Source organism: Candidatus Protofrankia datiscae, assembly GCF_000177615.2.
GTDB classification, from domain to species: domain Bacteria; phylum Actinomycetota; class Actinomycetes; order Frankiales; family Frankiaceae; genus Protofrankia; species Protofrankia coriariae.
In genome coordinates, this window is record NC_015656.1 from 1,834,715 (window position 1) to 1,859,600 (window position 24,886).

The following is a 24,886-nucleotide window of genomic DNA, read 5'->3' on the forward strand; positions in this document are numbered from 1 at the left end:
AATCCGCTATGAGTGTTGTGGCTGGCCGGAGCGGCCAAAAGATCTGACGGCATAACGACGCAGAGGGCCCAATGCGGCTGTGTCTCGGACGATCCGGTACGCTGCGTTCCGTGAGTCTGCCTATCCGTGACCTGGGAGATCATGAGATCCTGTCCCAGTACGGCAACCGGTACAAGCCGCTCGGCGGGCCAGCTTTCCGCCGCAGGCCACGATGGGGACGGGAGCAGGCGGTGTCCGTCATCATCGGAGACGTCACGCCGAAACAGGCAGCCACTACAATCGGCCTGAACCACAGGCGCGGCGACGGTGTACGTCGTACCGTAGTAGGCAGACTGGAAGCAGCGGGCTTCTACGTTCGTCATGCTCCCAGTCCCATGAACCCGGATCATGCCCTGGTAGGACGCCACGGCGACTGGACGGAGGATGTCAGCCGGGCATTCGATGCCTGCTTCGACGAGCCGGAATGGGAGGACCCGACGTGAGCGACCTTGTCACCCTTGAAGAGCGGGCCAACCCGTGGCATCCAACAGCCAGTACGGTCGACGGCCCTGTTCTCAACTTCTATGATATCCCCCTCCTCGGTCTTTTCTCTCAGGACTGGCATCACTTTCTTTACCAGAGCATCCTCGATCTGGAAGACATCGGGTTCTGGGTCTACACGCCACTTACCGAACACGAGCGTATAGAGATCGAAACCGCATCAGGTAATGAATTGTCAACCGCGCTACAAAAACTGCGCGACGGACGGAAAGTCACCGTTGCCTTCGCGGCTGACGACGGCATCGTTATGAGTGAGAACCTTGCCTCCGGCTCCGATGTGGTTATGGTCAAAGGTCTCCTGGAAGCCGTCAGCCGCCGCCTGAAGCTCGTCGAACAGGTTTCTGTAGCCGTCTGACCCCTCCTGTCCGAGTTCTCTGAGGAGCGAATTACCTGACCGCGGATGGGCTGGGTCGGGGTGTTGGGTAGCCCGGGGGATCTCACCCCAGGCCGTCCGGGCTCTGGTGGTGATCAGATCAGATCACCGCATTCTTGGACGTTGGGAATTCGGATATTCTTGGTGAGGGCTGTTGCGGAGCAGTCGAGGGCGGTGGGATGGCGCGGATTGTGGGGACATAAGGGTAAGGGCCGAGCTCGCCGGGGGCGAAGCGGCACAGTTTGACCGCCCACCAGAAACTGTCTCCAGCGTCGCCGGAGACGGTGTACGAACCATCTGGGCGGAGTATGGCCCATCCGCCAGCCGGTAGCGTGACCAAAGTTGTGACGGGTTGCCCGGTGGCTGTTTCCCAGATCCGTACCGTGTTGTCGCTGCTGGCGCTGGCGAGCAGGGTGCCGTCGGGGGAGAACACCACCGTCCAGACTCTGCTGGTGTGGTCGGTGAAGGTGTGCTGGCTGAGCTTGAGTGGTCGCGTTCGCTCCAGGTGGCCTGCTCGGCAGGTCCACTTCGCGACGCGTGCTTGGAGGGTTCCCACTTTCGTGGACAGTCCTAACTATGCAGCACGAAGTGTTTGTCCGTCAAATTCTTCCTCGAACTCGACAGGCGTGAGATAGCCGATCGAGGAGTGCAACCGCTGCCGGTTGTAGTAGATCTCGACATATTCGAAGATCCCCGCCCGGACGCGGTCTATGGTATCGAACGGGTGGAGGTGGACGAACTCCTTCTTGAGGGTGGCCCAGAAGGACTCCGCCGCGGCGTTGTCGAAACAGATCCCGGTACGGCCGACGGAGTTTCGGACGTTGTTGTCGCGACAGAAGGCGACGAACTCACGGCTGGTGTACTGACCGCCTCGGTCGGCGTGGAATATGACGCCGCCGGGTGGCCGCCGGCGGGTGACGGCCATACGAAGCGCGTCGAGAACGAGTTCGGTGCGCATGTGATCGGCGACCGCCCAGCCGACGATCTTCCGAGAGAACGCGTCGATGACGGAGGCCATGTACACCCAGCCATCCCAGGTGCGAATATATGTTATGTCGCCGTACCACAACTGGTTCGGTGCGGACGCGGCGAAGTCTTGGCCGACAAGATCAGGCAGCGATGAGGAGTCCGCGGCCTGCACCGTCGTCACCGGCCGGCGGGGACGCGGATGCACGCTGACCAGGCCCATCGTCGCCATCAGCCGCTGGACCCGCTTGTAGGCGACGGCGACGCCCTGGCGGCGGATCTCGTGGAAGATCCGCCGCACGCCGTACCGCCCCTCGTGACGGTCGAAAACAGCTCTGATCATGGTCGACAAGGTGGCGTCGTCCTTCTCCCTCCGAGACGGGCCGCGTTTCTTCCACGCATAGTAGCCCTGTCGGGACAGGTCGAGTTTCTTGCACATGTAGTCGACGGGAAAGGTGTTCGCGCCGTCGGCGGACACAGGCTTCTTCGGAGCGTGTATCGAGATGAACTCGAACTTTACTTCTGCTCGCTCGCGAAGAAGCTCGCCGCTTTTTTTAGGAAGGCGATGTCCATCTGCGCCTGCGCGTACTTCTTCCGGAGCTCCTCAAGTTCCGCGCGCTCCGACACCGACAGCGGCCGCTCCTCGGTCTCGCCGTTCTCCTTCGCCTTCTTCACCCAGTTTCCCAACGTGGTCTCGTGGATACCCAGACTCTTCGCGACCTCGGTCACCGACCGGCCCGAGTCGAGCACCAACCTTACTGCCTCGGATTTGTACTCCTGGGTGAACTTCCGGCGAGCTGACCCCATGACGCTCCTTCCCTATGGACAGCGAACCTCAGGTTCGCTGTCCACGGAAGCGGGATCACTCCACAGAGCCGTTAAGTTGACAGTCCCTGGCCGAACGAACGTGGCACGATTCGCCGGGCGTTCCCGCCTGCCACAGCGACTGCCAATGCCCAGGAGGTGAGTCATCCATGCCGGGAACGATGACCAATGGTTGCGAGGGCAGCTTGACCGGTAGGGAGAACTCGGTGGGATCAGACGTCGGCAAGCCGCCGCCGGAGGAAGTTCATGGCCTTGAGCGACATCACTAGATCGCCATCTGAGTTGAGCAGTTCGGCGGTGGTGTGGACCAGACCTCGGTCGGGCTTCGAATTCGACACCCGTGCCGCGTCAATCGTGGCTCGGAACCACAGTTCGTCCCCGGGCCTGACCGGGCGCGGCCATCGTAACTTGTCTATTCCGGGCGAGGCCATGGAGGCGACGTGGGACAGGTAATGATCCACGAACAGTCGCATGCACACTGCCGCCGTGTGCCAACCGCTGGCGATCAGCCCACCGAAGGGCCCACTCGACGCTTGTTCCGGGTCGGTATGAAACGACTGGGGATCGTACTGGCGCGCGAAAGCGACGATCTCATCGGCCGTGATCGTGATGTGTCCGTACTCGTAGACCGAGCCGGGGACGTAGTCCTCGAAATAGCGATCATCAACCGGCACCGCGAAGTCTGCCGCGCTGAGGCATCGGGTCTTCGTCTCGTTCGCCATGGCGAAAGGCTATCCCCAAAACAGTTCGATGGTCAGCGAAGTATTTATGTCGTAGATTGGGAGCGTGCACGCGAGCGACTACGACCTGGCTGCCGTAGCGAAGGTGATCGGTGAGCCGGCTCGGGCGACGATGCTCTTGAGATTGATGGACGGCCAGGCACACGCGGCGTCGGCGCTGGCTGCTGCCGCTGGGGTCTCGCAGTCGACGGCGTCGGCGCACCTGAGCCACCTGGCCGACGCTGGCTTGATCACCGTGCGGGCCGAAGGCTGTCGACGGTTGCACGTGCTCGCGTCAGCCGATGTCGCTGCCGCCGTTGAGGCATTGGGGTGCATCGCTCCGCTGCTGCCGGTTGAGTCGTTGACGCAGGCGCGAACGGGCAGCAAGCTGCAGTTCGCGCGCGCCTGTTACAGCCACCTGGGCGGCTCGTTGGCGGTCGGCGTGACCCGGCACCTGCTCGACGACGGCGTCATCTCGATGGATGCCGACCGGCACAGCATCGAACTGCTCACGCTCGACCATCAGCTTCTGCGTGCGCTCGACATCACCACGCTCTCGGCAGGATCAGGCCCAGTTGCGCGGGGATGTCTGGATTGGACCGAGCAGCAACCCCACCTGGCAGGCCGGCTGGGAACGGCGATCCTGGCAGCTCTGCTGAGCAAGGGCTGGCTCCTCCGACGCCGCCACGATCGCGCCCTCGATCTCACAGATGAAGGCGAGCGCGGCCTACGCCGCTGCCTTACCGAGCTCGCGGTCCCGGTGCGAGTCGGATAGAGCCCCGGCGGTGTGATCCTGGCCGGAAACGGGTCCAGGCGACCACGATTGGCCTCTAGTCGGACCTCGATTTCGCGGATTGGATGGGGGCACTTCCACTTCCGCGAGGAGGTCCTGTGGCCGGACTACTATTCACGCTCGTAGTGGTGGTCGTAGTCCTTGCACTCATAGCGCGAACGCTCTACATGATCCACCGGGATGACCCCGGACCAATCGAGACCAGAGGCGACTACGACACGCGCCGTCCTTCCCTGACAAATCTGGCTGACACCGGTGCGGCCGCCTGCTTCGGGCGTCTCTCGAACTTGGAGTGTGTGATCAGGGACGAGGTCAGGATCGCGCGGTGTGTCTGCCCAGCAGAGTAACCAGGCTCAACGGCTCGTCGGTCGCGCATGACATGCCGAACTCTGTGCGAATGTGGTGATGGATTGTCGCAGTCGAGGAGGGGAGAGCGATCTCCAACATGCCGGGCTGGATCCCGGCTGAGACGCCGGGCGAGCTCTCGTGTGGGTCGGGTTCGCTTGATGCGATACCCCGGTGGAGCGCTGGCCCTGGAAACAGGATTATATCTCGCCGGGGCTTTGGCATGCCCCAGTAGACCTGAGCGAAGGAGCGCCGTCGACCCGGCCGCGGGCAACGAGATCACGATCGCGATCCGGGCGTCAGCGGTCGGTGAGGAGACGGTGGGGTGACGGAGAGCCTGCCCAAGGTGCCGGCCGGCGACAGCCAGGTCCAGCGGGACGCGGAGACCGAGACAGGCGATTGCGTGGCGGTACGGGTGCGCTTACAGTGCACTGACGGTCGCTGAGGAGGTAGTCGTCGTGACCAGGGCCCGTCGCAATGAGGGGCTGGACCCCGAGAGCCAGTTCATGGAGATCTACCGGAACCTGGCTGTCTACGAGTTCCCCTGGGATCTCAACCAGTCGCTGAGTTTCGCGTTGTTCCGGACCTATGGGGTGCCGAGCATCGGCAGCCTGCTGGATCGGACCGGCGAGTTCGGCCGCGACACCCAGAAGCGCTACGACGACACCGCGCTCCTGCTGGAGGTGCCGTTGCTGGAGGGCTTCGACAGCCAGCGCGGCAGGGCGGCGGTGCGGCGCGTCAACCAGATGCACCGGATGTACGACATCTCCAACGCCGACATGCGCTACGTCCTGTCGACGTTCGTGGTGGTGCCGAAGAGGTGGATCGACGAGTACGGCTGGCGCGGGCTCACCGACGGGGAGGTGCTGGCCTCGGTCCGGTACTACCAGACCCTTGGCCACCACCTGGGTATCACGGACATTCCCGCGACATACGACGCGTTCGCCCGTCTGATGGACGGCTACGAGCGCGAGCACTTCGCGTTCGACCCGGGCGGGCGCCGGGTGGCGGACGCGACCCTGCGTCTGCTGACGACGTTCTACCCCCGGCCCGTGCGGCCGCTGGTCGAGGTCTTCAGCCGGGCCCTGATGGACCCACCGCTGCTGGCGGCATTCGGCTACAAGGAGCCCGGCCGCGTCGTGCGGCGTCTCTCCGAGGGCGCGCTGCGCGTGCGGGCCGGGATCGTCGCGCTTTTCCCGGCCCGCCGCTCACCCCGGTACGTCCACGACATGTCCCGTATCCGCAGCTACCCCGACGGCTTCCAGATCGAGCGGATGGGGACCTTCGTCCCCGGCTGCCCCGTGCGCCACGGCGATTCCGGCGCGGCGACCCACCACGCCGCCACCTGAGCCGGCTCCAATGTCGGGCCGGCCCGCCGAGCTCCGCCAGCGGGCCGGCCCGCCAGTCCGCCATGGCTGTCGAGTGTCGCCGTCCGGTGGCTGTGGCCGACCCGGCTGTCCGGGTCGTTCTCCGCATCCCGCGCTCTCGGCCCTGCCCGGCCGGTGTACGGGCCATCCTCGCCGCCGCACCCGACTGGTCACCAACCGGCTCGGCCCATCGCGGTGCCGCTCAACTTCCGCACCCGGGGGCTGGTTTCGCGACGGTGGTGGACGGTCACGAACGTTCGAGCCGTGGCACGCGCTCACACGTCCGTCACATGAATGGTGTGGTGTATTGCGGCAGCGCTGAAACGTCCCTGTCGCCGCCCCGGAAAGATACCGATGCCTTCTTCCTCGCACAGCCGGACCCACGGTCGGGAGCCCATAGCCCCCAAGGTCCCGAAGATCACGGCGCTGTTCTGGGTCGTCAAAATTCTGACAACGGGCATGGGCGAGGCGACCTCGGACTATCTCGCGCACCTCAGCCTGGTGCTTGCGGGCGCGGTCGGTATCCTCGGCTTCACACTCGCGCTCTGGTTGCAGTTCCGGGCCCGGAGTTACTCCGCTCCCGTCTACTGGTTTGCGGTGATGATGGTCGCGGTGTTCGGCACCATGGCCGCCGACGGACCACCCATCGGCCACATCGGTTCGACGGTCTTTTACATCGTGGTCCTCGCGACCGTCTTTTACGCATGGCATCGGCGTGAAGGAACGCTGTCGATCCACAGTATCGTGACCCGCCGCAGGGAGACCTACTACTGGCTGACCGTGCTCGCGACGTTCGCGCTGGGCACCGCGACGGGCGATCTCACCGCGGACTCGTTGCACTTCGGCTACCTGCCCTCGGCCATCCTGTTCACAGCGGTCATCCTGGTGCCAGCGGTCGCCTGGTGGCGGTTCGGCCTGAGCGAGGTCGTCGCCTTCTGGTCCGCCTATGTCGTGACCCGGCCACTGGGCGCCTCGTTCGCCGACTGGCTCGGCAAGCCGGCCGGAAGGTCCGGCGTCGGTCTCGGTGACGGCTTGGTCGCCCTCGCCGCCCTCATCGTGATCGTCGTACTGGTCGGCTATCTGACGGTGACGCGCGGCGGCATCCAACGCGGCGCTGTCGAGAGCGCTGTCGTCGGCGGCGGAGGCACCAGCAACGATGATGTGAACGCTCCGGGCCTTCCCCGGCAGGCTCGGTCGTGGTTCAGCCGGGTGGAGGTCGATTAGGACGTGCCTGACGGATGTTCGATCGCGCGGCGGCACCCACATCGACCAGTATCCATCAGACACACCCCAGCGGCCGAGCCGTCGAAGGTACGGACAAATCCTGTCCACCTTGATCCGCCGGTTGTGCCGCGGCGTCGGGGCTCAGAACTTGTCCTGATCGCTTCACCGGATCTTTTGCTGATCGACGTCATGGTGACGGCTTTTATCATAAGCTTTTCTGCCGATATTCTGAGCGCGGCCCGGTGTCACACTCGAACCTCCCCCAGCGTCCGGATCGGATCCGCATGCCTGAGAGCGCCGATGGGCGATCATCGCGTCGCCAGTTCTTGTCCGCCGCTGGCACGGTGGTCACGGCCGCCGGGCTGGCGGCCTGCGCCACCGGTGGGTCGAACCCACCCGCGTCGGCGTCGGCGTCGGCGGGGCTGTCTGCCGCCGCGGCCCGCCCCGGCAGTTCAGGGGCGGCAACCACCGCGGCCCCTCCCGGACCTGGGCTGATGCCGGGAGGGGCCGCGACAGCGGTCGCCCACGGACCGCGGGACCGTCCCCAGGTGGCGCTCACCTTCCACCTCGGCCCGCACGAGGCGGACCAGGATCTCTCCCTGGCGCATCGGCTGCTCACCGAGGCGGCCGAACTCTTGGTTTCGATTACCGTGTTCGCGGTCGGACAGTGGCTGGACGAACATCGTGATCTTGTCCCCGTCATCCTGGCCGCTGGCAACGAACTGGCGAACCACACGTACTCCCACCCGGTACTGACGGCGTTGCCAGCCGACCTGGTGGCGGCGGAAATCATCGGATGCCGCGACGTCCTGGCCCGGCTGGCTCCGGCCCAGGGCCGCTATTTCCGGCCCTCGGGCACCTCCACCGCCACCCCATTGATCCTCGCCGAGGCCGGTGCCGCGGGTTACCGGACGGTCGTGGACTTCGACGTCGACCCGCTTGACTACACATCCCCTGGAGCCGACGCCGTCGTCGCGCGGGTACGCGCCGGCGTCCGGCCCGGCTCGATCGTGAGCATGCACTTCGGCTACCCGGGAACCGTCACCGCGTTTGCCCGCATCGTCACGAACCTGCGTACGGCAGGCCTGGTCCCGGTGTCAGTACGCGATCTTCTTGTCTGATCCCGTGCACCAGCCGCGCCGCCTGCCAGGGAAAAGAGCCCACGCGGAATGGCCGACGCTCCCGCGAACCCCCAGCGGCGACGGGAGACCTGTTGATCATCGCTGGTGGGCGCCGCTCGAGCATCCAGCGCCGGACAGGGCCATTAGGCGTTCAGGGCGCCGGCGGCCAGCAACGCGAACAGCGCCACGCCGACAGCGACGCGGTAGGTGACGAACGCGTCGAAGGTGTGCCCGGCGACGTATTTGAGCAGCCACGCGATCGAGGCATAGGCGACGGCGAAGGACACCAGCGTGCCGACGGCGACAGACGCTACGGACACGCCGCCGCCGACGGCGTCCTTGAGTTCGTAGAGTCCGGCACCGGTCAGCGCCGGAATGGACAGGAAGAACGACAGCCGGGTGGCCGCGACCCGGTCGAGGTCGCGGATCAGCCCGGTGGAGATGGTGGCGCCGGAACGGGAGAACCCGGGGAACAGCAGCGCGAGGATCTGCGACGATCCGAGGATCATGGCATCGGGGAGTGATATGTCGTCCTCACCTCGTTTGTGGCGTCCGAACCTGTCGGCGAACCACATCAGCGCGCTGCCGGCGAGCAGCGAGCCGGCGACGACCCACAGTGACGCCAGTGGCCCGTCGATCAGCGGTTTGGCGGCGAGTCCCACGACGACGACAGGGATGGTCGCGTAGATCACCCACCAGGTGAAGGTGTAGTCCGGGTTCTGTCGGGCCCGCGGGCTGGCCAGGCCGCGGGCCCAGGCGGTGGTGAAACGGCGGATATCGGCGAAGAAGTACACCAGGACGGCCGCGATCGCGCCGACCTGGATGATCGCGGTGAACCCGATCACGGACGTGTCGTCGACGGGTATCCCCATCAGCCCCTCGGTGATCTTCAGATGGCCGGTCGAGGAGATCGGGAGGAACTCGGTGACTCCCTCGACGACGCCGAGGAGGGCGGCCTGGCCGACGCTGATCGCGCTCATGTGATTGAAATCCCTGATGGTCCAGGTGCGGCGGCATGCCCGCACGGTCGAGTCGTCAGCGGTCACACGCTGTGAGATTCGTCCTGTCGTCGTCGCCCGTCACCCGTGCCGGTCCGAGCGTGACGACTGCGACGGCAGACAGTAGGCCGCGGCGCATGTGAGGACGATGTGAGCGACGGGCCGTCACGCCGCGCGAGCGAGTGTTGCCGGGCGTCGACGTCTGGCTGGGAGCCTGCCGGTCGCCGGTTCCGGGGTTCGGCTTCCGTGCCGGAATGATGACGTTCGGTTCACATCATCTTCACATGACAGGGCGCCTATCGTGCGGTCATGCGGCTGCTGGTGGTGGAGGACGAGACACGGGCCGCCGCGCTGCCGCGCCGAGGCCTGGTGGAGGAGGGATTCGCCGTCGACATCGGCTCGGACGGCGTCGACGCGGTGTGGCAGGCCGGCGAGGTGGCCTACTACGTGATCGTTCTGGATCTGATGCTGCCGGGGATCGACGGGTTCGAGGTGCGCCGGCGCCTGCGGGCGGACGGTCGTTGGGCGCCGGTGCTGATGCTGACCGCCCGCGGAGAGATCGCCGACCGGATTCGCGGTCTGAACGTCGGCGCGGACGACTACCTGCCGAAACCGTTCAGCTTCGGGGAGTTGGTTGCCCGGTTGCGGTTGCGGGTGCGGTTGCTGATGCGGCGCGGAGCGGTGGCCCGGCCGGCCGTACTGGAGGTCGGCGGTCTGCGGCTGGACCTGGCCGCGCGGACGGCGAGCCGGGACGAGACACCGCTGGATCTCTCATCGAAGGAGTTCGCGCTGCTGGAGTACCTGGTGCGTCACCCGGGCGAGGTTCTGACCCGAACCGTGATCATGGAGTACGTGTGGGACTTTGCCTCTGACGCCACCTCCAACGTGGTCGACCAGTACGTCACCTACCTGCGTCGCAAGATCGACAAGTCGTTCGGGGTGCCCCAGGTGGAGATGGTGCGCGGGGTCGGCTACCGACTACGGGCCGACACCGGCCAGCAGCGGCTGGGCTGAGGCGTCGACATGCCACTGCGGGTCCGGCTCGCGGCCGTGTTCGCGCTCGGGACGGTGTTCGTGCTCGCCGGCGTGGGGGTGCTGTTCTACCTACAGCTCCGCTCCAGTCTCCGGACGTCCCTGGACGCCGGGCTGGCCGCCCGCTCGGAAGGGCTGCGGGTGCGGCTGACCGGGGCCGATGTGCCGCTGGACGCGACGCTGGCCTCCGCCGGCCCGCTCGGCCAGTTGATCGGCGCCGATGGCCGGGTGCTCGCGGCATCCCCACCCGCTCGGACATGGCCGCTGGTCGGCGGGGACGTCCTCGCGTCGGCCCGGTCCGGGCCGGTGCTGGTCACCGTGCGTGTCGGCGAGGAGAGCACGCGGGTACGCGCCGAACCACTGACACTCACTCCCGGCCGGCGGGTGGTGCTTCTGGTCGGCTCCCCGACGAAGATCATCGATGCCGCCGAGGACCGGGTCCGCGACGTGATGGTCCTCGCGAGCGTGCCGATGGTCGCGGTGTCCGCGCTTGCCGCGTGGGTCCTGTCCGGGGCGGCGTTGCGGCCGGTGGAACGGATGCGCCGCCAAGCCGCCGCGATGGGGGTCGCCGACACGGGCGGACGTCTCGAGGTCCCGCCGACCCGGGACGAGATCGCCGCGCTCGCCGACACCATGAACGACCTGCTGGACCGGCTGCACGCAGCGCGCGCCCGGGACCGCGCCTTCGTCGCCGACGCGGGCCACGAGTTACGCACCCCCCTGACGATCCTGAAAGCCGAGCTGGAGCTCGCGTTACGGCCCGGACGGAGCATCGGCGAGCTCACCGATGCGGTGTCCGGCGCGGCGGGCGAGACCGATCGCCTCATCCGGCTGGCCGAGGCGCTGCTCGCTCTCGCCCGCTTCGACACCGATTCCGGCCAGCTCGTCCACCGGGAGCGGGTCTGCCTGGCGGACCTGCTCCGCCAGGCCGTCCGCGCGGCCACACCCGCGGCGCACATGAAGGGAGCACGTCTGCGGCTCACGGTCGAAGGGCCGTTGCTGGCCGATGTGGACCCCGACCGGGTGCGCCAGGCCGTCGACAACCTGCTCGGTAACGCCGTCCAGCACGCGCCTCCCGAGACCGAGATCGAGGTCAGCGCCGCGCTGTCACCAGAGGAGACCGTCACCGGGATCGGTCCAGCCGCTGTCCTGCTCCAGGTCCGTGACCACGGCCCGGGGTTTCCAGCTGACTTCCTGCCCCGCGCCTTCGACCGGTTCAGCCGTGCCGACGCCGCCCGGACGCGCGGCGAGGGTGGCGCTGGTCTCGGGCTCGCCATCGTCGCCGCGATCGCGGCGGCCCACGGCGGACGGGCCACCGCGGCCAACCACCCGGACGGCGGCGCGCTCGTCACCCTCGTCCTCGCCACCGATCGGCTCCTGGCTGGATGGGACGGAACCTCGAGCGACGGACGTCCGACGTCCCGTGTTCCGAGTCGTCAGATAGACGAGGATGACAATGATAAAATCGGAAATCTTCACCGAAGTCGATGTCGCCGGTGGCGGCAGGCAGGTGATGAAGAAGCTACCAGAGATCACCCTGGCCTTCTGGGTCATGAAGATTGCCGCGACGACCCTCGGGGAGACAGCAGGTGACCTGTTCGCGCAGACTCTCGGGCTCGGCTACTTCCTGACGACGACGATACTTTTCCTGATCTTCGTAATCACCCTTGTCGTGCAGCTCAGGTCCAGGCGTTACAATCCGTTCTTCTACTGGACGGTCATTCTTTCCACCAGTACGGCCGGCACCACGATGTCCGACTTCATGAACCGTGACTCCAGCGCGAAGTACCTGGCCAAAGGGGCCAGTTCGCTGGGTTGGGGGCCACAGGGCCTGGGGCTGGGATACCCCGTCGGCGCGGCGATTCTGGTCTCGTTGCTGGTCGCCATCTTCATAGTGTGGAAGCTCACCGGGCTGACGTTTTCAATTCGCAACATCGACACCTTCCGGTGGGAGATCCTGTTCTGGTCGGCCATCCTCGTCTCGAACACTCTCGGAACCTCCATGGGAGACTTCCTGTCCGACAGTTCAGGGCTCGGTTATGCCGACAGCGTCCTGCTCATCGTCGGGCTGCTCGGTCTGCTGCTCGCCCTCAGACATGCGTCCGCGGTATCGAACGTGACGCTGTTCTGGCTTGCCTTCGTGCTTACCCGCCCTCTCGGCGCCACCGCCGGTGACTTCCTCACCAAGCCGCTCGCCAAGGGCGGCCTCGACCTCGGGACTCCCGGGTCGTCGGCAGTCCTGCTCGCGGTCCTGTTCGGCCTCATGGCCCATGCCCACGTCCAGGAACGACGCAACGTCGTCGGATCCAACTCCGGCACCGTCGCGGCGAATGTCTCCTGACGGCTGGGCCCGCCATCACGGGTGGCCGACGACGGGTCCTGGACAGAACGGCCCCCGGCAGGGCGGCCCTCGGCCCGCTGGGCAGGCTCCGAGCGACAGCCACGAAAGCCGGCGTGACACTGGCGAGGTGACGTTGACACGGAGGGTCGACACAGCGGCTCGTCCGGTTCCCTGCCGTGGGCCGGCGGGGTGGCCGAGGCGACCGGCATCCATCCCGGTCGCGCTGACGGCGGCGCTCGTTTACATCGTCCTTCTCGGCGGGTGCGGCGGCGGCACACCGGCCGCGGACGGCCGGCGGGTGCCGGGCCGTGCCGTGAGCACCGCCGCCGGCCCAGTGGGTGGACCGCTGTCGGCGGCGGGCCCGGCCGGCGGGTTCGACGTCCACGCCGAGAACGCCAGACCCGGCAGCGACTGCGGTCTTGCCCGGCTCGGCTACAACCATGCGGTGGAGGGCTGGCTCGACCGCGCCAGCGTCCGGCCCGGGGACAGCGTCCGCCTGTTCGCCTCCACGACCGCTGCCTCGCTCAATGCCTCGGTGTTCCGGATCGGCTGGTACGGCGGTCGGACCTGCCGTCTGGTGGCCGAGGCCGGGCCTTTCCCCGGCCGGGTGCAGACTCCTGCCTCCCGCGACCCGAAGACGAACACGGTCACCACCTCCTGGCAGCCGACCACCACGTTCGACACGGGCGGCTGGCCGCCCGGCGCCTATCTGATCCGGCTGGACGACGCCGACGGGTTCCAGACGTATGTTCCGTTGACGGTCCGCGGCCCGACGACCGCCGGGCGGCTGGTGATGCTGAGCGCGGTCACCACCTGGCAGGCGTATAATGCCTGGGGCGGTTACAGCCTCTATCACGGCCCAAAGGGCTTTGATGACCGGGCCCGGGTCGTTTCGTTCGACCGGCCGTACGACTATGGTGACGGCGCGGCGGACTTCACCGGCAACGAGGCCCCCGTCATCATTCTCGCAGAAAAACTCGGCCTGCCCGTCGCGTATGCCACCGACATCGACCTGCATGCCGATCCGCGGCTGTTGGACGGCGCGCACGCGGTCATTTCCATGGGGCACGACGAGTACTACTCACCCGCGATGCGGGACGCGTTGACACGAGCCCGTGACCACGGGGTGAACCTCGCCTTTCTGGGGGCGAACGCGGTGTATCGCCGTATCCGGCTCGGGCCGACCGCCTCCGGGCCCGACCGGCTGGAAACCGCTTACAAGGTCGCCACCGAGGATCCGCTGTACGGTGTGAACGACTCCGCCGTGACCGCGAACTGGCCCGCCCCACCGGCGGCCGCTCCGGAGAGCGCGCTCACTGGCGGCATGTACCAGTGCAATCCGGTGCACGCCGACCTTGTCATCCAGGATCCCGCGCACTGGTTGTTCGCCGGCACGGGGGTGACCGCCGGTACCCGGATATCGGGAATGGTCGGGTCCGAATACGACCGGGTCGACCTTTCGTATCCGACACCATCGCGGATCGAGGTTCTCGCTCATTCACCGGTCGTCTGCCACGGCCGGCTCGACCACGCCGACATCAGCTACTACACGGCCGACTCGGGCGCGGGGGTGTTCGACTCGGGGACCAGCGCGTGGGTGTGCGCGGTGACCGACGTGTGCGGGCCCGGGGCGACCGGCCCGGCGGTGCGGAATTTCGCGACCACCGTCACAACCACGTTGTTGACGACGTTCGCGCAGGGTCCGGCCGGGCGGTTGCACCCGGGCGGGCGTTCCGTGCCGGCTGACGACGCTGGCGCGCCCGGCCCAAATACGGGCAACGAGCGTTAGAGCTGCCTGATGGGTGTTGGTCGATGCCGAGCGGTGATGCCGGCGTCGGCGAGGACCGCGTCGAACTGTCCGGCCGGTCACGGTGGTGTCAGGAGGTACCCGACGAGGGCGCGTTTGAGCTCGTTGGAGGCTTCGTGCCGGGAGGCCGCCGGAGCGGCGAGGATCATCGGCATCAGCGCCTGCACGATGTGGATGCAGACCTCGGCGGTTCGCGCCTGTTCGCGGGGTGTCAGTGTGGGGGCGATCGCGGCGACGATCTCCTCGGCGCGATCGCACATCGCGCTGTGCAGCGGTGCGGTGATCATGGCCAGGTCCGGGGCGACGCTGGCCCCGCTGAGCAGGGCTTTGGCGGCCGGATTCGCGACGTGGAACGCGACTAGCGCCGCCACCAACTGGTCGATCATCTTCGAGGTGGCGGCCGGGTCGCCCGGGCCGATGGCGAGGGCGTGGTCGTAGATGGCGTTCAGATCGTCGACGTAACGGGCGGTGAGGGCCTCGGCGATCGCCGGCTTGTTGGGGAAGAACTGGTAGAGCGAGCCGGGTGAGATCTTGGCGGCGGACGCGATCGCGTTGGTGGTCGTCGCGTCGTAGCCGGCCGCTGTGAACAGGGCCGCGGCGGCGTCGAGGATCGATGCGATGCGCCGTATGCCGCGGGCCTGGCGGCGGGGACCGTCCTCCGTCATCCGTGCTCCGTTGCCAAATACGAGCATCCGCTCGTATTCTGTGGATCGCGAGTGTTCGCTCGTATCCAGGATAGGCGAAGGGGTTCCCTGTGACCGTTGATCATGATCTTCTCGGCAGGACCGCGGTTGTGACCGGTGCGTCCAGCGGCATCGGCCGCGCCGTCGCCCAGCGTCTCGGCGAGGCGGGCGCCACCGTCTACCTCCACGGCCGCACCCGCGGGCCGATGGAGGCCACCAGCCTGGCGATCGAGGCGGCCGGCGGGCACGCCCACATCGCTACGTTCGACGTTCGTGACTCGGCGTCGTTGCGCGACCTGTTCAGCCAGGCGGCCACTGACACCGGCCGGTTGGACATCGTGGTGAACAACGCCGGCCTGGCCACCCGCGAACCGGTGCTGGCCGGCGACGACGAGACGTGGCGGGCGCTGTTCGAGGTCAACGTGATCGCGCTCCTGGTGGGTACCCAGGCCGCGGTCCAGCAGATGCGTCGGCTCGGGAACGGCGGCCACATCGTCAACGTCTCCTCGACCAGTGCGCTCGAGTCCGACGGCGGCGTCTACGGGGCCACCAAGAACGCCGTGAACCACCTGACCCGGGTGTTGCGAACCGAGCTCGAGGACGAGGACATCCGCGTCGCGACCGTCGCTCCCGGCCCCGTCGCGACCAACATCGTGCGCAACTGGGACCTGCAGACCGTCAAGGGCGTGGTCGCCTTCTCGGGCCTCGACGTCGACGTCAGGCCCGGCGAACGTCTTCCGGACGAGGTCCTCGACGCCGCCCAGGCCGCGCTCGAGCGGCTGATCGCCAAGCCGAGCGACATCGCCGAGGCCGTGCACTACATCGTCCGCCAGCCCCTGCGTCTCAACATCGCCGATCTCGTCATCCGCCCGGCCAAACAGCTCACCTTCTGATTCCGGCCGGCCGGGGACGGCCGGAATCACGGTTCGCACCGTGGTCGGCCACCATCGGAGGGATCGCGTCCGAACCCCTGCCAGTAACCTGTGACGGGGGTTCACCGTTTCCGCGGCAGGTGAGGGCAGTGCTGAAGCCTTACGCTCTCGGAGGCCCGAGTTCTTCGAACCACAGGGCAGCCCGCGGTTCGCCTCCACCCGGCAACGCTCGCGGGGGCCAGGCCGAGCATTCCATCAGGAGGGCACGGACATGCGGCAGCGCACTCTCGGTCAACAGGGTCTGGTCACCTCGGCCCTCGGGTACGGAGCGATGGGTATCTCGCTTGCCTACGGGCCTGGCGACGAGGGGGAGGGCATCGCGGCCATCCAACGCGCCTACGACCTGGGCATCACCTTCTTCGACACCGCCGAGCTCTACGGGTGGGGCGAGAACGAGAAGATCGTCGGCAGGGCCGTCGCCGGCTTCCGTGACGACATCGTGATCGCCACGAAGTTCGGCTTCACCCGCAGCTACGGCACGGACAGCCGGCCCGAACACATCCGCGAGGTCGTCGACAACAGCCTTCGCTACCTCGATGTCGACTACATCGACCTCCTCTACCAGCACCGGGTGGACCCCGACGTGCCCATCGAGGACGTGGCGGGCACCGTCGGGGAGTTCGTCCAGGCCGGCAAGGTGAAGTACTTCGGTCTCAGTGAGGCCGGGCCGCGGACCATCCGCAGAGCACACGCAGTGCAGCCGGTCTCCGCGCTGCAGACGGAGTACTCGCTCTTCGAGCGCGACGTCGAATCGATCTTCCCGACGTTGGCCGAGCTCGGCATCGGCTTCGTGCCCTACTCCCCGCTGGGCCGAGGGTTCCTCACCGACGCGGTGAAGCCCGCCGGGCAGTACGACCAGACCGACATGCGCAACGCCGACCCCCGCTGGCAGCCGGGCAACTTCGAGAAGAACGTCGAAGCGGTCCGTCAGCTCACCGAACTGGCCGCTGCCAAAGGCGCGTCCGTCGCCCAGCTGGCCCTGGCCTGGCTGCTCGCTCAGAGCGAGAATATCGTGCCCATTCCCGGGACGCGCAGCCCCCGGCGCGTCGAAGAGAACGCGCGCGCCACCAGCATCACACTCACCGAAGCGGACCTCACCAGAATTCGGGAAATTCTCCCCACCGGCGGTTTCGGCGCCCGCTACGCCCCAGGGCGAATACCCACCTGGACCTGATCCGAACCCTCGCGGACCTGGTGAAAACGCGGCGTGCCGCCGAATCACCCGCTGGCGGGGAGCTCCGAGGCCGGTGTCGAGACGGGGAGGGGCGTACAGCGCCGCCGAGGTGAACGAGCTGGTCGCGGCGGTGCTCAAGCGACGTGGGTGACATCCCTGTCGTCTTCGACGTGAACGTGCTGAGTCGGCTCCGGAGACGACTCGAAGGCCGCGTGACTGTGCCGGACGAGTTCCCGCAACGCGGGATTCTTCCCCGTCTTCCAGATCAGAGTCAGCAGGGCGGGGGAAAGGATGTCATCGACAGGTAAAACAGTCACGCCGTCGTGGCGGGTGGCAGCCATCGACTCGCTGAGGATCGCGACACCGAGCCCGCGAGCGGCAAGATCTGTGATGGCTCCCGGGGCGCTTGCCTGGAGCGTGATGGTCGGTTCTATTCCCACGGCCGAACATGCCTGGTCGAACACCGCACGGACTCCCGTTCCCGTGGGCAGGCACACGAGAGGGAAGGCTGCGATATCCGCCAGGAACGTCCGGGGACGCCCGGCGAGCGGATGATCGTTCGAAACGACCGCGACCAGCCGGTCACTGATGATCGGTAGCGTTTCCACGCCCTTCGGCGGGGCGCTGCCCGTGCCGACGAGGGCCATGTCGGCCATCCCGGTCCGCACGCTCTCGACGAGCCGGTCCGAACTGTCCTCGAACAGGGTGATCTCGACACCGGGATGGGCCGTGTGGAACGAGGCAAGCGCGTCGAACAGCGGAGCGACGGTGCAGGCCGTGACCATGCCGACCACGATCCGGCCCCGGATCAGGCCGTTCACGTCGTCCACCGCCTGCCGCAGAGCGTTGACCGACGCGAGCGCGTCACGGGCGTGTCTGAGCGCGGCCGCTCCGGCGGCGGTCACCGTGCACCGGCGGCCAGATCTGTCGAGGAGGACGGCCCCGAGCTCGTGTTCGAGCTGTCGGATCTGGGCACTGACGCCGGATTGGCTGATGTATACCCGCTCGGCCGCACGGGTGAAGTTCGCCTCCTCGGCGACCGCGACGAAGTATTCAAGCTGTCTGAGTTCCATATCTGTGGATTCTAGCTTCGAGCAGTGACAGATGTTGGACTTCTGGCGCCGGCTTGTGTTCACTGAAAGCGAGAGCTTCCGGCCTCGTATTGATATGAGCTCGTGTCGAAGGGAGCGTTTATGTCCGCCAAAGAGAAGGCACAAAAGCCAGAAGACCTTACGCGCCTGTTTGTGGAACGCGCCAACGAAGGGGACGCCGCGGGCCTTGCGGCGCTTTACGAGGAGGACGCGGTCATAGCCTACCCACCCGGCAGCCAGACGGTCGGCCGAGCCGCTATCCAGGCCCTGTGGGAGAAGATCCTGACCAACGTTCCCCGCTTCGAGCAGGAGCCGCCGCTGCCGACCCTCACAGCTGGCGACATCGCGCTCACATCCACCCTGGCCAGGGACGGCGCGGGCGCTCGCGCGCAGGTGGTCCGCCGGCAGCCCGACGGCAGTTGGCTCCGTCTGCTCGACCAGCCCGAGTTCGTCACACCGGCTCCATAGTGCAGGAACTGGTGCTGCCCGCTCCGATTCGACGCGCATGGGAGGAACGCGTCGACCTACGATGATTATCTGTTTGTGGCGTGCGGCGGCGCGGGTGTTCTTCGCGACATGATCGGAACCATCGGGCGGTTCACCGATGGCGACCTGTACCTGCGCTCGCCCCCGCACCGACGCCGGCCGGTTCGCTGGTTCTTCCACGGCTGGCGTCAGGAGATCCTCGCGGACGAGCCGTGAACGACTGCCTGATACAAACGACTGCCTGATACATCAGCCCGGTCATACCGGCTCTGCGGGGCACACGTTTTCTTTTGGTTGCGGCCGTCACGCTGGATGATCATATCTGCCGCTCTGGCCACGACGGGTCGTCTCCAGGGTTTCCTCCCGGAGCTACCTCGGACCGGTCAGGCCGTTTCCGGCCGTCCCACGAGCCGCGAGCCGGGCACGGGAAGAGCCCGCTGGCCGAAAAGCAGGGGCATTGAGAAGCCGGTTGTCGCTACTGTGGCAGAAGGGAGTTTCTGGCAGCCGGTTTCGGCGGGTGAGGTACGAGCCGGTGAAGCGTGCGGTGACGGAAGGACGATGGTGAGCGACGATCGTGACGAGTTCGCCTTTCTCGCCGAGGAGGCGGCGGAGGTGGGCGCCCCGGCCGGCCTTCTGGCGGTACGCCGCGTTGGTGTCACGACCGCGGCCGGCGCGGTCAGCGCGCTGCTCTGGGGTGACTCTCCGGATCTCACACTGCTGCACGGGGGCGGCCTGAACGCCCATACCTGGGACACGACGATCCTGGCGCTCGGCCGGCGGGCCCTCGCGGTGGACCTGCCGGGCCATGGTGACTCGGCATGGCGCGACGACTTCGACTACGCTCCGCGTCCGAATGCGCGGGCCGTGGCCACCGTCATCGACGCCGTCGCGCCGGGAACGCGGCATACCGTCGTCGGTCAGTCACTGGGAGGCGTCACCGCGATCGCCCTGGCCGAGTCGCGTCCAGATCTGGTCGAACGCCTGGTCATCGTGGATGTCAGCCCTGGGCTGCGCGCCGAGGATGCCACCCAGGTGGCCGACTTCCTCGCCGGGCCGCAGGTGTTCGGCTCCCGTGAGGAGATCGTGGAGAAGGCCCTCGCCGCCGGGATCGGATTCTCGCGGCGAGCGCTCGCCAGAGGCGTCGCGCTCAACACCCGGGTGCGCGACGACGGCACGATCGTGTTCAAGCACCATCTCGCCGACCCTCCTCCCGGCGCACGGCTGAACATCGACTTCCGCTACCTGTGGCCGGCCCTGGAGAACACGACCGTCCCGGTGCTCCTGGTCCACGGCACGCACGGGTTCCTCACGCCGGAGACGGTCGGCGAGTTCCGCTCCCGTGTCCCACGGGCCGAGATCGTGGAGATCGAGGCGGGCCACAACATCCAGGAGCATCAGCCGGCCGCGTTGGCCGCCGCGCTCGCCAGCTTCCTGACCGGGTCGGCAGCCTGAGCTGCCGCTGCCGCTGCCGCTGCCGCTGTTGGTGTTGGCCAATATCGCCTGCCAGTTCGTCCGGCTCGGGATCGCCATGTACGGGGGATGGTGCGTCCACGGTGTGTGGTTCACGGGTGCGGCTGCTTCGCGGAGGGGCGGACGGAGGCCGGCCAGGCGTGCCGTGCCGTCAGCGAATATGTGTCGGGTGACCGGCAGGTAGGGCCGGGTCCCGGTGGCGTGCGGCGGGACGGGCGGGTGTCATTCCGTGCACAGCGCCAGATAGTTCGCTTCACGAATTATATCGATACCCGGATGTTATCCTGGTCGCGTGGGTAAGCAGGATTATGGTCCGATCGGGATTGCGACCGCGCTGGTGCGGTCCTCGTTTCTGGTGAATGCCGTGTACGCCGAGTCGAGCCGGGAGCATGGCCTCACCCCCCAGCAGGGGCAGTTGCTGTGCGTGCTGATGGCACAGCCGTACGGCATGGGCGAACTGGGCGCGATACTGGGGCTGGCCAAGTCGAGCCTCACCGGCCTGGTGGACCGCACTGAGCGCAACGGTCTGGTTCAGCGCGAACCGAACCCGCAGGACTCGCGTGCGGTGCGGGTCGGGCTCACCCCGCAGGGCGGCAGGCTCGTACGGGAGTTCTATGCCGAGACCTGCCGGCGGATCGAGAAGCTGTCGGCGGGACTCGGCGCCAATGACCGCGACACGCTCGCCAGCCTGCTCGGTCGCGTCGTGCTGGACAACAAGGTTCCGATGGTCTTCATAGAACCGGACGAAGGAGCCCCCGCCGCTCGCAGGTACTGACCCGGGCTGTTCGCGACAGCGGCCAGGTGGTTCCCGCGATGTTGGAAGAAGCTTCTCCGCATGTGGAGCCGGCGCCCACCCGGCGCGACAGGCGGAGGAGCCGGCCGGCCCCGGACCCGCAAACGAACATCAACACGAACGTCAGCGAAGGCTGGTGGCCGGATCGGAGGATCTCGCGGCCACGGCGTGACGTCGAGGCCAGGTCCACGATGCCGAGCCCGGCGGGACAGGGGTTGCAGTTCGTACTACGAACTATTATCGTTCGTAGTACGAACTAAAATTTCTGTCCGTAGGAGCGTGAAATCATGGGTCGTACCGTTGCGGTCATCGGCGGAGGTTACGGGGGTTCAGCCGTCGCCAAAGCGCTGGACTCCGATGCCGACATCGTCCTCATTGATCCCCGGGACGCGTTCGTCAACTCGGCGGCCTCGCTACGCGCGCTGGCTCGGCCCGACTGGGCACCGAACCTGTTCTTTTCCTTCGACACGCTGCTCACGCGGGGCACGGTGATCCGCGACCGCGCGGTCTCAGCGGACCCGGTCGGCGTCACCCTGACCTCAGGCCGGCGTGTCGAGGCGGACTATCTGGTTCTGGCCTCCGGCTCCAGCTACCCCTACCCGGCCAAGCCCAACGCCGGCTCCACCGCCACCGGCGAGGCGCTGGACGACCTCCGCCAGACCCACAAGGAACTGATCGACGCCGAGAGGGTGCTGATCGTCGGTGCCGGGCCGGTCGGTCTGGAGCTGGCCGGGGAGATCAAGGAGGTCTGGCCGCACAAGCATGTGATCATCGTCGACCCGGCTGAGCGGCTTCTGCCCGGCTTCCAGCCGGAGGTACGCCAGGACCTGCACCGCCAGCTCGACGAGCTGGACATCCAGCTGCGGCTGGGCACCGGCCTGGCAGCGCCGCCGACGACCGAGCCCGGCCAGGCCGGGACCTTCACCGTCACCACCACCGGCCGTGACGAGATCACCGCCGACATCTGGTTCCGCGCCTACGGCGTGCGGGTCAACAGCGACTACCTTGCTGACGGCCGGCTCACGCCCCGCACACCGCAGGGACAGGTCCCCGTCACCGAGACCCTCAACGTCCACGGGCACGATCATGTCTACGCGATCGGCGACATCACCGATGTCGCCGAGGCCAAGATGGCCGGGTACGCGATGCGGCACGCCGAGGTCGTGGCGCGGAACATCATCTCTCAACTGCGCGGCGAACAGCCCACGGCCGTCTACCGGCCCCTGCCCTATCCCATGATCCTGCTCCCGCTCGGTCGGCGTGGCGGTGTCGGCCAACTGCCCACACCCGATGGTCCGGCTGCCGTCCCGGCTACGACGGTCGCCGAGTACAAGGGTGCCGACCTGTTCACAGGCCGCTTCGCGAAACAGTTCGGTATCGCCTGAACCTGTCCCGTAACTGGTGAGCCATGTGAATCCGTAGCGCTTCATCACCGTCGCCCGGGCTTCGGTCCGGCGGGTTCACCGGCAGCCTCACGAATGAAAGGCAGGGCAGTGTCCATACAAGAGGTCGTCTTCGGGTTCGGCGCGCACAGCGGCATCGACGACGTGCCGGAGCTGCTGCGGGCGGCTCAACAGGCCGACCGTGACGGGCTTGACATCTTCTCGCTGTCGGACCATCCTTACGTCGGCGACCGACTGGACGCGTACGCCTCCGTCGGATTCATCCTCGGACGTACGCGGCGGATCTCAGGCCTCGTCAACGTCACCAACTTGCCGACCCGGCCCGCTCCCATGCTCGCGCGGACGGTGACGTCGCTGTCTGCGCTTTCCGGCGGTCGCATCGTGCTCGGGATGGGCGTGGGCGGGCTGTGGGATCGGATCTCCGACATGGGAGTGCCACGGCTCTCACCGGGCGATGCGGTGGACGCCTTCGAGGAGGCGATCGTCCTGGTCAGGCTGTTGTCGGGTGGCGGTCCGGCGGTCACCTATCGGGGCAGGCACTATCAGGTGGACCAGATCGAGCCGGCGCCGGTGGCCGTGCCTGACGTGTGGACCGGATCGGTCGGCCCGAAATCCCTGGCCGCGACCGGCCGGGTGGCCGACGGCTGGATTCCCGGCCATGCGGCGGACTGGCGCAGCGAGCGATACCGGGTGTCGCGGCCGGTTATCGACGAAGCAGCGGCTGCCGTGGGTCGCGATCCGCGCGAGATCCGCACGGTCTTCAATTTCCCCGGACGCATCACCGACCGGCCGCTGGCCGCCACGCGTGATCACACCGGTCGCTGGATCGGTGGTTCCGTAGGCCAGTGGGTCGAGGAACTGACCGAGGCCGTGCTGGAGCATGGCGCGACCGGCTTCGTGCTCTTCTCGGCCAGCGGCGGTGCGCAGGATGTCGTCTCCCTCGGCCGCTGGGCCAGCGAGATCGTCCCGGCCGTACGCGAAGCGATCGCGAAGGGAAACGACTGAAAAGCTGTTCCGTCGATGTGTGGTTGGTAAGCGCCGGCCCCGAGCAGGCCGGTGAGCCTTGCCCGTAGCCGCTGGCTGCGGGGCGTTGTCCGCAACAGCGTGTGTCCGTGATGGTCGTCAGGTGATGCGGCGCTGCTCGGCGTGGAGGGTGGTGGCCCGTCCGCCGTCCGCGTATGGCATGCCGTCGTATCACCGCAACACCTCGGACGAGTCCGAGCGCCGCGTTGTCGACCACCTGCGCGAGTACGGGACGATCTCCAGTCAGACGGTCCAGAACCTGCTTCTCGTCGGCATCCAACAGGCGAGCGTCGTCCTCCGGTCGCTCGCCGAGCGGGGAGTGATCCAACGGACGGCGGACTCCCCGACCCGGAGGCCGAGCGTCCGCTACGAACCGGGCTCAGCATTCCCCACCAGGAAGCGGCGGCACTGGCCAGAATCGTCCCGTCGCCGCTTTTTATATCCTGAAACGGGCGGAGCCGGGACGGCGGCTGAGCGGTCGGGAAGATCCCGTCGCCTGGTTGGCCATGATCCGGGAATTTACAGAGTTTTCGTGTCATCCGATCGAAAACATGACTCGATCCGTTCGAGTTCCCGTGTTTTGCGGGCTGCCCATGGGGTAGAGGGCGCTCAGGTGCGAATATCGCTGAAACGTCAATAACCAGGAGGAGCGAACAAATGGTGACACAGACCCCTGAGCGGACACTCGGCGCGATCGCGCAAGGCGATTCCCCGGTGCTTGAAGAGCTCGTTCAGATGCATCTGGACACGCTGGAGAGGTCGGGCCTCGACGAACGTACCTACCACCTTGTCCGGCTGGCCGCGCTCGTCGCCATGGATTCGGCGCCCGTCTCCTACCTGATGAATCTCGCCGTTGCCCGGGACGCCGGGCTGACCGCCGCCGACGCCCAGGGTGTGTGTACCGCCATCGCACCGATCGTCGGGAGCGCCAGGGTCGTGTCGGCGGCCGGGAGCGTACTGCGCGCACTGGGATTCGAGGAGGCTCTTCCGAATAATTAAAGTCCGAATAATTAAAGTCCTTGGTAAGGAGCTGCTTCGTTCGTGTGCTCGATCGGCATCGACGCTCCTCGCCAGGGACGGCCGCTCACCAGGGTGAAGTGGATTACGAAGCAGCTCGCGGACGCAAGTGATAATCTGCGGGTCGAATCTTTCGAGCAGGGGTCGCGCGGGAGGCTACTCGAGCCGAGCTCCTTGCTCTGGTCCGGCAGAAGCCGGAGATTCTGATCGCTGGTTCGGACTGCGACATTCGAGTCTTTCGTATTTCCTTGAGCGCGCGTCCCGGCACGAAACGCGGTGCCGGAAAGAGCGCATTTGTCACATCGGTGGTGGAAACGTTGGAGAAGTTCTACGAAGAGGTGGTACAGAACCTGTGCGAATGGC

General features: G+C 67.0%; 28 protein-coding genes. 20 read left to right on the forward strand and 8 right to left on the reverse strand.

Annotation, left to right across the window (positions count from 1 at the left end):
* Nucleotides 1-230: 230 nt before the first annotated feature.
* Together FSYMDG_RS25955 and FSYMDG_RS07605 are read left to right on the forward strand one after the other, a co-directional pair.
* The gene (locus tag FSYMDG_RS25955) at nucleotides 231-482 is read left to right on the forward strand and encodes a hypothetical protein (RefSeq protein WP_131772350.1); all 252 of its coding nucleotides are present in this window, start codon (nucleotides 231-233) and stop codon (nucleotides 480-482) included.
* Nucleotides 479-895, forward strand: a complete 417-nt coding sequence (locus FSYMDG_RS07605) for a hypothetical protein (protein WP_013872981.1) — start codon at nucleotides 479-481, stop codon at nucleotides 893-895. The genes FSYMDG_RS25955 and FSYMDG_RS07605 overlap by 4 nt, the downstream gene beginning before the upstream one ends.
* A gap of 118 nt (nucleotides 896-1,013) precedes the next feature.
* Here FSYMDG_RS07605 and FSYMDG_RS24190 read toward each other — a convergent pair whose 3' ends face one another.
* The 5 genes from FSYMDG_RS24190 to FSYMDG_RS07620 are packed head-to-tail and all read right to left on the reverse strand — an operon-like array spanning nucleotide 1,014 to nucleotide 3,426.
* A complete protein-coding gene (locus tag FSYMDG_RS24190; RefSeq protein WP_258165216.1) occupies nucleotides 1,014-1,469 on the reverse strand; it encodes a WD40 repeat domain-containing protein in 456 nt (151 codons plus the stop codon).
* A gap of 18 nt (nucleotides 1,470-1,487) precedes the next feature.
* The gene (locus tag FSYMDG_RS07610; protein WP_349304129.1) at nucleotides 1,488-2,384 is read right to left on the reverse strand and encodes an IS3 family transposase; all 897 of its coding nucleotides are present in this window, start codon (nucleotides 2,382-2,384) and stop codon (nucleotides 1,488-1,490) included.
* An 11-nt stretch (nucleotides 2,385-2,395) separates the two neighbouring features.
* Entirely contained in the window at nucleotides 2,396-2,686 is a 291-nt protein-coding gene (locus FSYMDG_RS28120) for a transposase (RefSeq protein ID WP_043602641.1), read from the reverse strand.
* Nucleotides 2,687-2,741: 55 nt separating this feature from the next.
* Entirely contained in the window at nucleotides 2,742-2,930 is a 189-nt protein-coding gene (locus FSYMDG_RS30020) for an alpha/beta hydrolase (protein ID WP_157490989.1), read from the reverse strand.
* The gene (locus tag FSYMDG_RS07620) at nucleotides 2,917-3,426 is read right to left on the reverse strand and encodes a MaoC family dehydratase (RefSeq protein WP_013872982.1); all 510 of its coding nucleotides are present in this window, start codon (nucleotides 3,424-3,426) and stop codon (nucleotides 2,917-2,919) included. The genes FSYMDG_RS30020 and FSYMDG_RS07620 overlap by 14 nt, the downstream gene beginning before the upstream one ends.
* A 64-nt stretch (nucleotides 3,427-3,490) precedes the next feature.
* Here FSYMDG_RS07620 and FSYMDG_RS07625 point away from each other — a divergent pair, with 64 nt between their 5' ends.
* The 5 genes from FSYMDG_RS07625 (at nucleotide 3,491) to FSYMDG_RS07640 (ending at nucleotide 8,273) form a co-directional block, all read left to right on the forward strand.
* Nucleotides 3,491-4,198, forward strand: a complete 708-nt coding sequence (locus tag FSYMDG_RS07625; protein WP_013872983.1) for an ArsR/SmtB family transcription factor — start codon at nucleotides 3,491-3,493, stop codon at nucleotides 4,196-4,198.
* 116 nt (nucleotides 4,199-4,314) lie between these two features.
* A complete protein-coding gene (locus tag FSYMDG_RS25965; RefSeq protein ID WP_013872984.1) occupies nucleotides 4,315-4,563 on the forward strand; it encodes a hypothetical protein in 249 nt (82 codons plus the stop codon).
* A gap of 456 nt (nucleotides 4,564-5,019) precedes the next feature.
* Nucleotides 5,020-5,910 (forward strand): oxygenase MpaB family protein, encoded by an 891-nt coding sequence (locus tag FSYMDG_RS07630; RefSeq protein ID WP_013872986.1) that lies wholly within the window; start codon nucleotides 5,020-5,022, stop codon nucleotides 5,908-5,910.
* 372 nt (nucleotides 5,911-6,282) lie between these two features.
* The gene (locus tag FSYMDG_RS07635; RefSeq protein WP_013872987.1) at nucleotides 6,283-7,152 is read left to right on the forward strand and encodes a COG4705 family protein; all 870 of its coding nucleotides are present in this window, start codon (nucleotides 6,283-6,285) and stop codon (nucleotides 7,150-7,152) included.
* A 284-nt stretch (nucleotides 7,153-7,436) separates the two neighbouring features.
* Complete coding sequence (locus FSYMDG_RS07640; protein WP_043603210.1) at nucleotides 7,437-8,273, forward strand: polysaccharide deacetylase family protein; 837 nt, start codon at nucleotides 7,437-7,439, stop codon at nucleotides 8,271-8,273.
* A 143-nt stretch (nucleotides 8,274-8,416) separates the two neighbouring features.
* Here FSYMDG_RS07640 and FSYMDG_RS07645 read toward each other — a convergent pair whose 3' ends face one another.
* Nucleotides 8,417-9,253 carry an undecaprenyl-diphosphate phosphatase gene (locus tag FSYMDG_RS07645; RefSeq protein WP_013872990.1) on the reverse strand — a complete coding sequence of 279 codons (837 nt, stop codon included), beginning with the start codon at nucleotides 9,251-9,253 and terminating at the stop codon, nucleotides 8,417-8,419.
* A 327-nt stretch (nucleotides 9,254-9,580) separates the two neighbouring features.
* Here FSYMDG_RS07645 and FSYMDG_RS07650 point away from each other — a divergent pair, with 327 nt between their 5' ends.
* From FSYMDG_RS07650 to FSYMDG_RS07665, 4 genes are all read left to right on the forward strand, one after another.
* Nucleotides 9,581-10,285, forward strand: a complete 705-nt coding sequence (locus FSYMDG_RS07650) for a winged helix-turn-helix domain-containing protein (RefSeq protein ID WP_013872991.1) — start codon at nucleotides 9,581-9,583, stop codon at nucleotides 10,283-10,285.
* A gap of 9 nt (nucleotides 10,286-10,294) precedes the next feature.
* Nucleotides 10,295-11,896 carry an ATP-binding protein gene (locus FSYMDG_RS07655; protein ID WP_013872992.1) on the forward strand — a complete coding sequence of 534 codons (1,602 nt, stop codon included), beginning with the start codon at nucleotides 10,295-10,297 and terminating at the stop codon, nucleotides 11,894-11,896.
* Entirely contained in the window at nucleotides 11,817-12,644 is an 828-nt protein-coding gene (locus tag FSYMDG_RS07660) for a COG4705 family protein (RefSeq protein WP_237703026.1), read from the forward strand. The genes FSYMDG_RS07655 and FSYMDG_RS07660 overlap by 80 nt, the downstream gene beginning before the upstream one ends.
* 127 nt (nucleotides 12,645-12,771) lie before the next feature.
* Entirely contained in the window at nucleotides 12,772-14,433 is a 1,662-nt protein-coding gene (locus FSYMDG_RS07665; protein WP_431307076.1) for a N,N-dimethylformamidase beta subunit family domain-containing protein, read from the forward strand.
* Nucleotides 14,434-14,510: 77 nt separating this feature from the next.
* Here FSYMDG_RS07665 and FSYMDG_RS07670 read toward each other — a convergent pair whose 3' ends face one another.
* Nucleotides 14,511-15,116 carry a TetR/AcrR family transcriptional regulator gene (locus tag FSYMDG_RS07670; protein WP_013872995.1) on the reverse strand — a complete coding sequence of 202 codons (606 nt, stop codon included), beginning with the start codon at nucleotides 15,114-15,116 and terminating at the stop codon, nucleotides 14,511-14,513.
* A gap of 89 nt (nucleotides 15,117-15,205) precedes the next feature.
* On the opposite strand from FSYMDG_RS07670, the gene FSYMDG_RS07675 reads away from it, so the two are divergent.
* Nucleotides 15,206-16,027, forward strand: coding sequence for an SDR family oxidoreductase (locus FSYMDG_RS07675; protein ID WP_013872996.1), 822 nt, complete (start codon nucleotides 15,206-15,208; stop codon nucleotides 16,025-16,027).
* Nucleotides 16,028-16,277: 250 nt separating this feature from the next.
* Nucleotides 16,278-17,240, forward strand: a complete 963-nt coding sequence (locus FSYMDG_RS07680) for an aldo/keto reductase (protein WP_013872997.1) — start codon at nucleotides 16,278-16,280, stop codon at nucleotides 17,238-17,240.
* 134 nt (nucleotides 17,241-17,374) lie between these two features.
* On the opposite strand, the gene FSYMDG_RS07685 is transcribed toward FSYMDG_RS07680, so the two are convergent.
* Nucleotides 17,375-18,313 carry a LysR family transcriptional regulator gene (locus FSYMDG_RS07685; protein WP_013872998.1) on the reverse strand — a complete coding sequence of 313 codons (939 nt, stop codon included), beginning with the start codon at nucleotides 18,311-18,313 and terminating at the stop codon, nucleotides 17,375-17,377.
* A gap of 120 nt (nucleotides 18,314-18,433) precedes the next feature.
* Between FSYMDG_RS07685 and FSYMDG_RS07690 the strand changes: the two genes are divergently transcribed.
* The 7 genes from FSYMDG_RS07690 (at nucleotide 18,434) to FSYMDG_RS07715 (ending at nucleotide 24,505) form a co-directional block, all read left to right on the forward strand.
* Nucleotides 18,434-18,799, forward strand: a complete 366-nt coding sequence (locus FSYMDG_RS07690) for a YybH family protein (protein ID WP_013872999.1) — start codon at nucleotides 18,434-18,436, stop codon at nucleotides 18,797-18,799.
* Nucleotides 18,800-18,907: 108 nt separating this feature from the next.
* A complete protein-coding gene (locus tag FSYMDG_RS29155) occupies nucleotides 18,908-19,033 on the forward strand; it encodes a hypothetical protein (protein WP_258165217.1) in 126 nt (41 codons plus the stop codon).
* A gap of 342 nt (nucleotides 19,034-19,375) precedes the next feature.
* Nucleotides 19,376-20,269: an alpha/beta fold hydrolase gene (locus FSYMDG_RS07695; protein ID WP_043603216.1), complete on the forward strand. Its 894-nt coding sequence runs from the start codon at nucleotides 19,376-19,378 to the stop codon at nucleotides 20,267-20,269.
* A gap of 334 nt (nucleotides 20,270-20,603) precedes the next feature.
* Nucleotides 20,604-21,062: a MarR family transcriptional regulator gene (locus FSYMDG_RS07700; protein ID WP_043605350.1), complete on the forward strand. Its 459-nt coding sequence runs from the start codon at nucleotides 20,604-20,606 to the stop codon at nucleotides 21,060-21,062.
* A gap of 305 nt (nucleotides 21,063-21,367) precedes the next feature.
* The gene (locus FSYMDG_RS07705) at nucleotides 21,368-22,465 is read left to right on the forward strand and encodes an NAD(P)/FAD-dependent oxidoreductase (protein WP_013873002.1); all 1,098 of its coding nucleotides are present in this window, start codon (nucleotides 21,368-21,370) and stop codon (nucleotides 22,463-22,465) included.
* A gap of 108 nt (nucleotides 22,466-22,573) precedes the next feature.
* The gene (locus tag FSYMDG_RS07710; RefSeq protein WP_013873003.1) at nucleotides 22,574-23,488 is read left to right on the forward strand and encodes an LLM class flavin-dependent oxidoreductase; all 915 of its coding nucleotides are present in this window, start codon (nucleotides 22,574-22,576) and stop codon (nucleotides 23,486-23,488) included.
* Between the two features lie 675 nt (nucleotides 23,489-24,163).
* Nucleotides 24,164-24,505 carry a carboxymuconolactone decarboxylase family protein gene (locus FSYMDG_RS07715; protein WP_013873004.1) on the forward strand — a complete coding sequence of 114 codons (342 nt, stop codon included), beginning with the start codon at nucleotides 24,164-24,166 and terminating at the stop codon, nucleotides 24,503-24,505.
* Nucleotides 24,506-24,886: the final 381 nt, after the last annotated feature.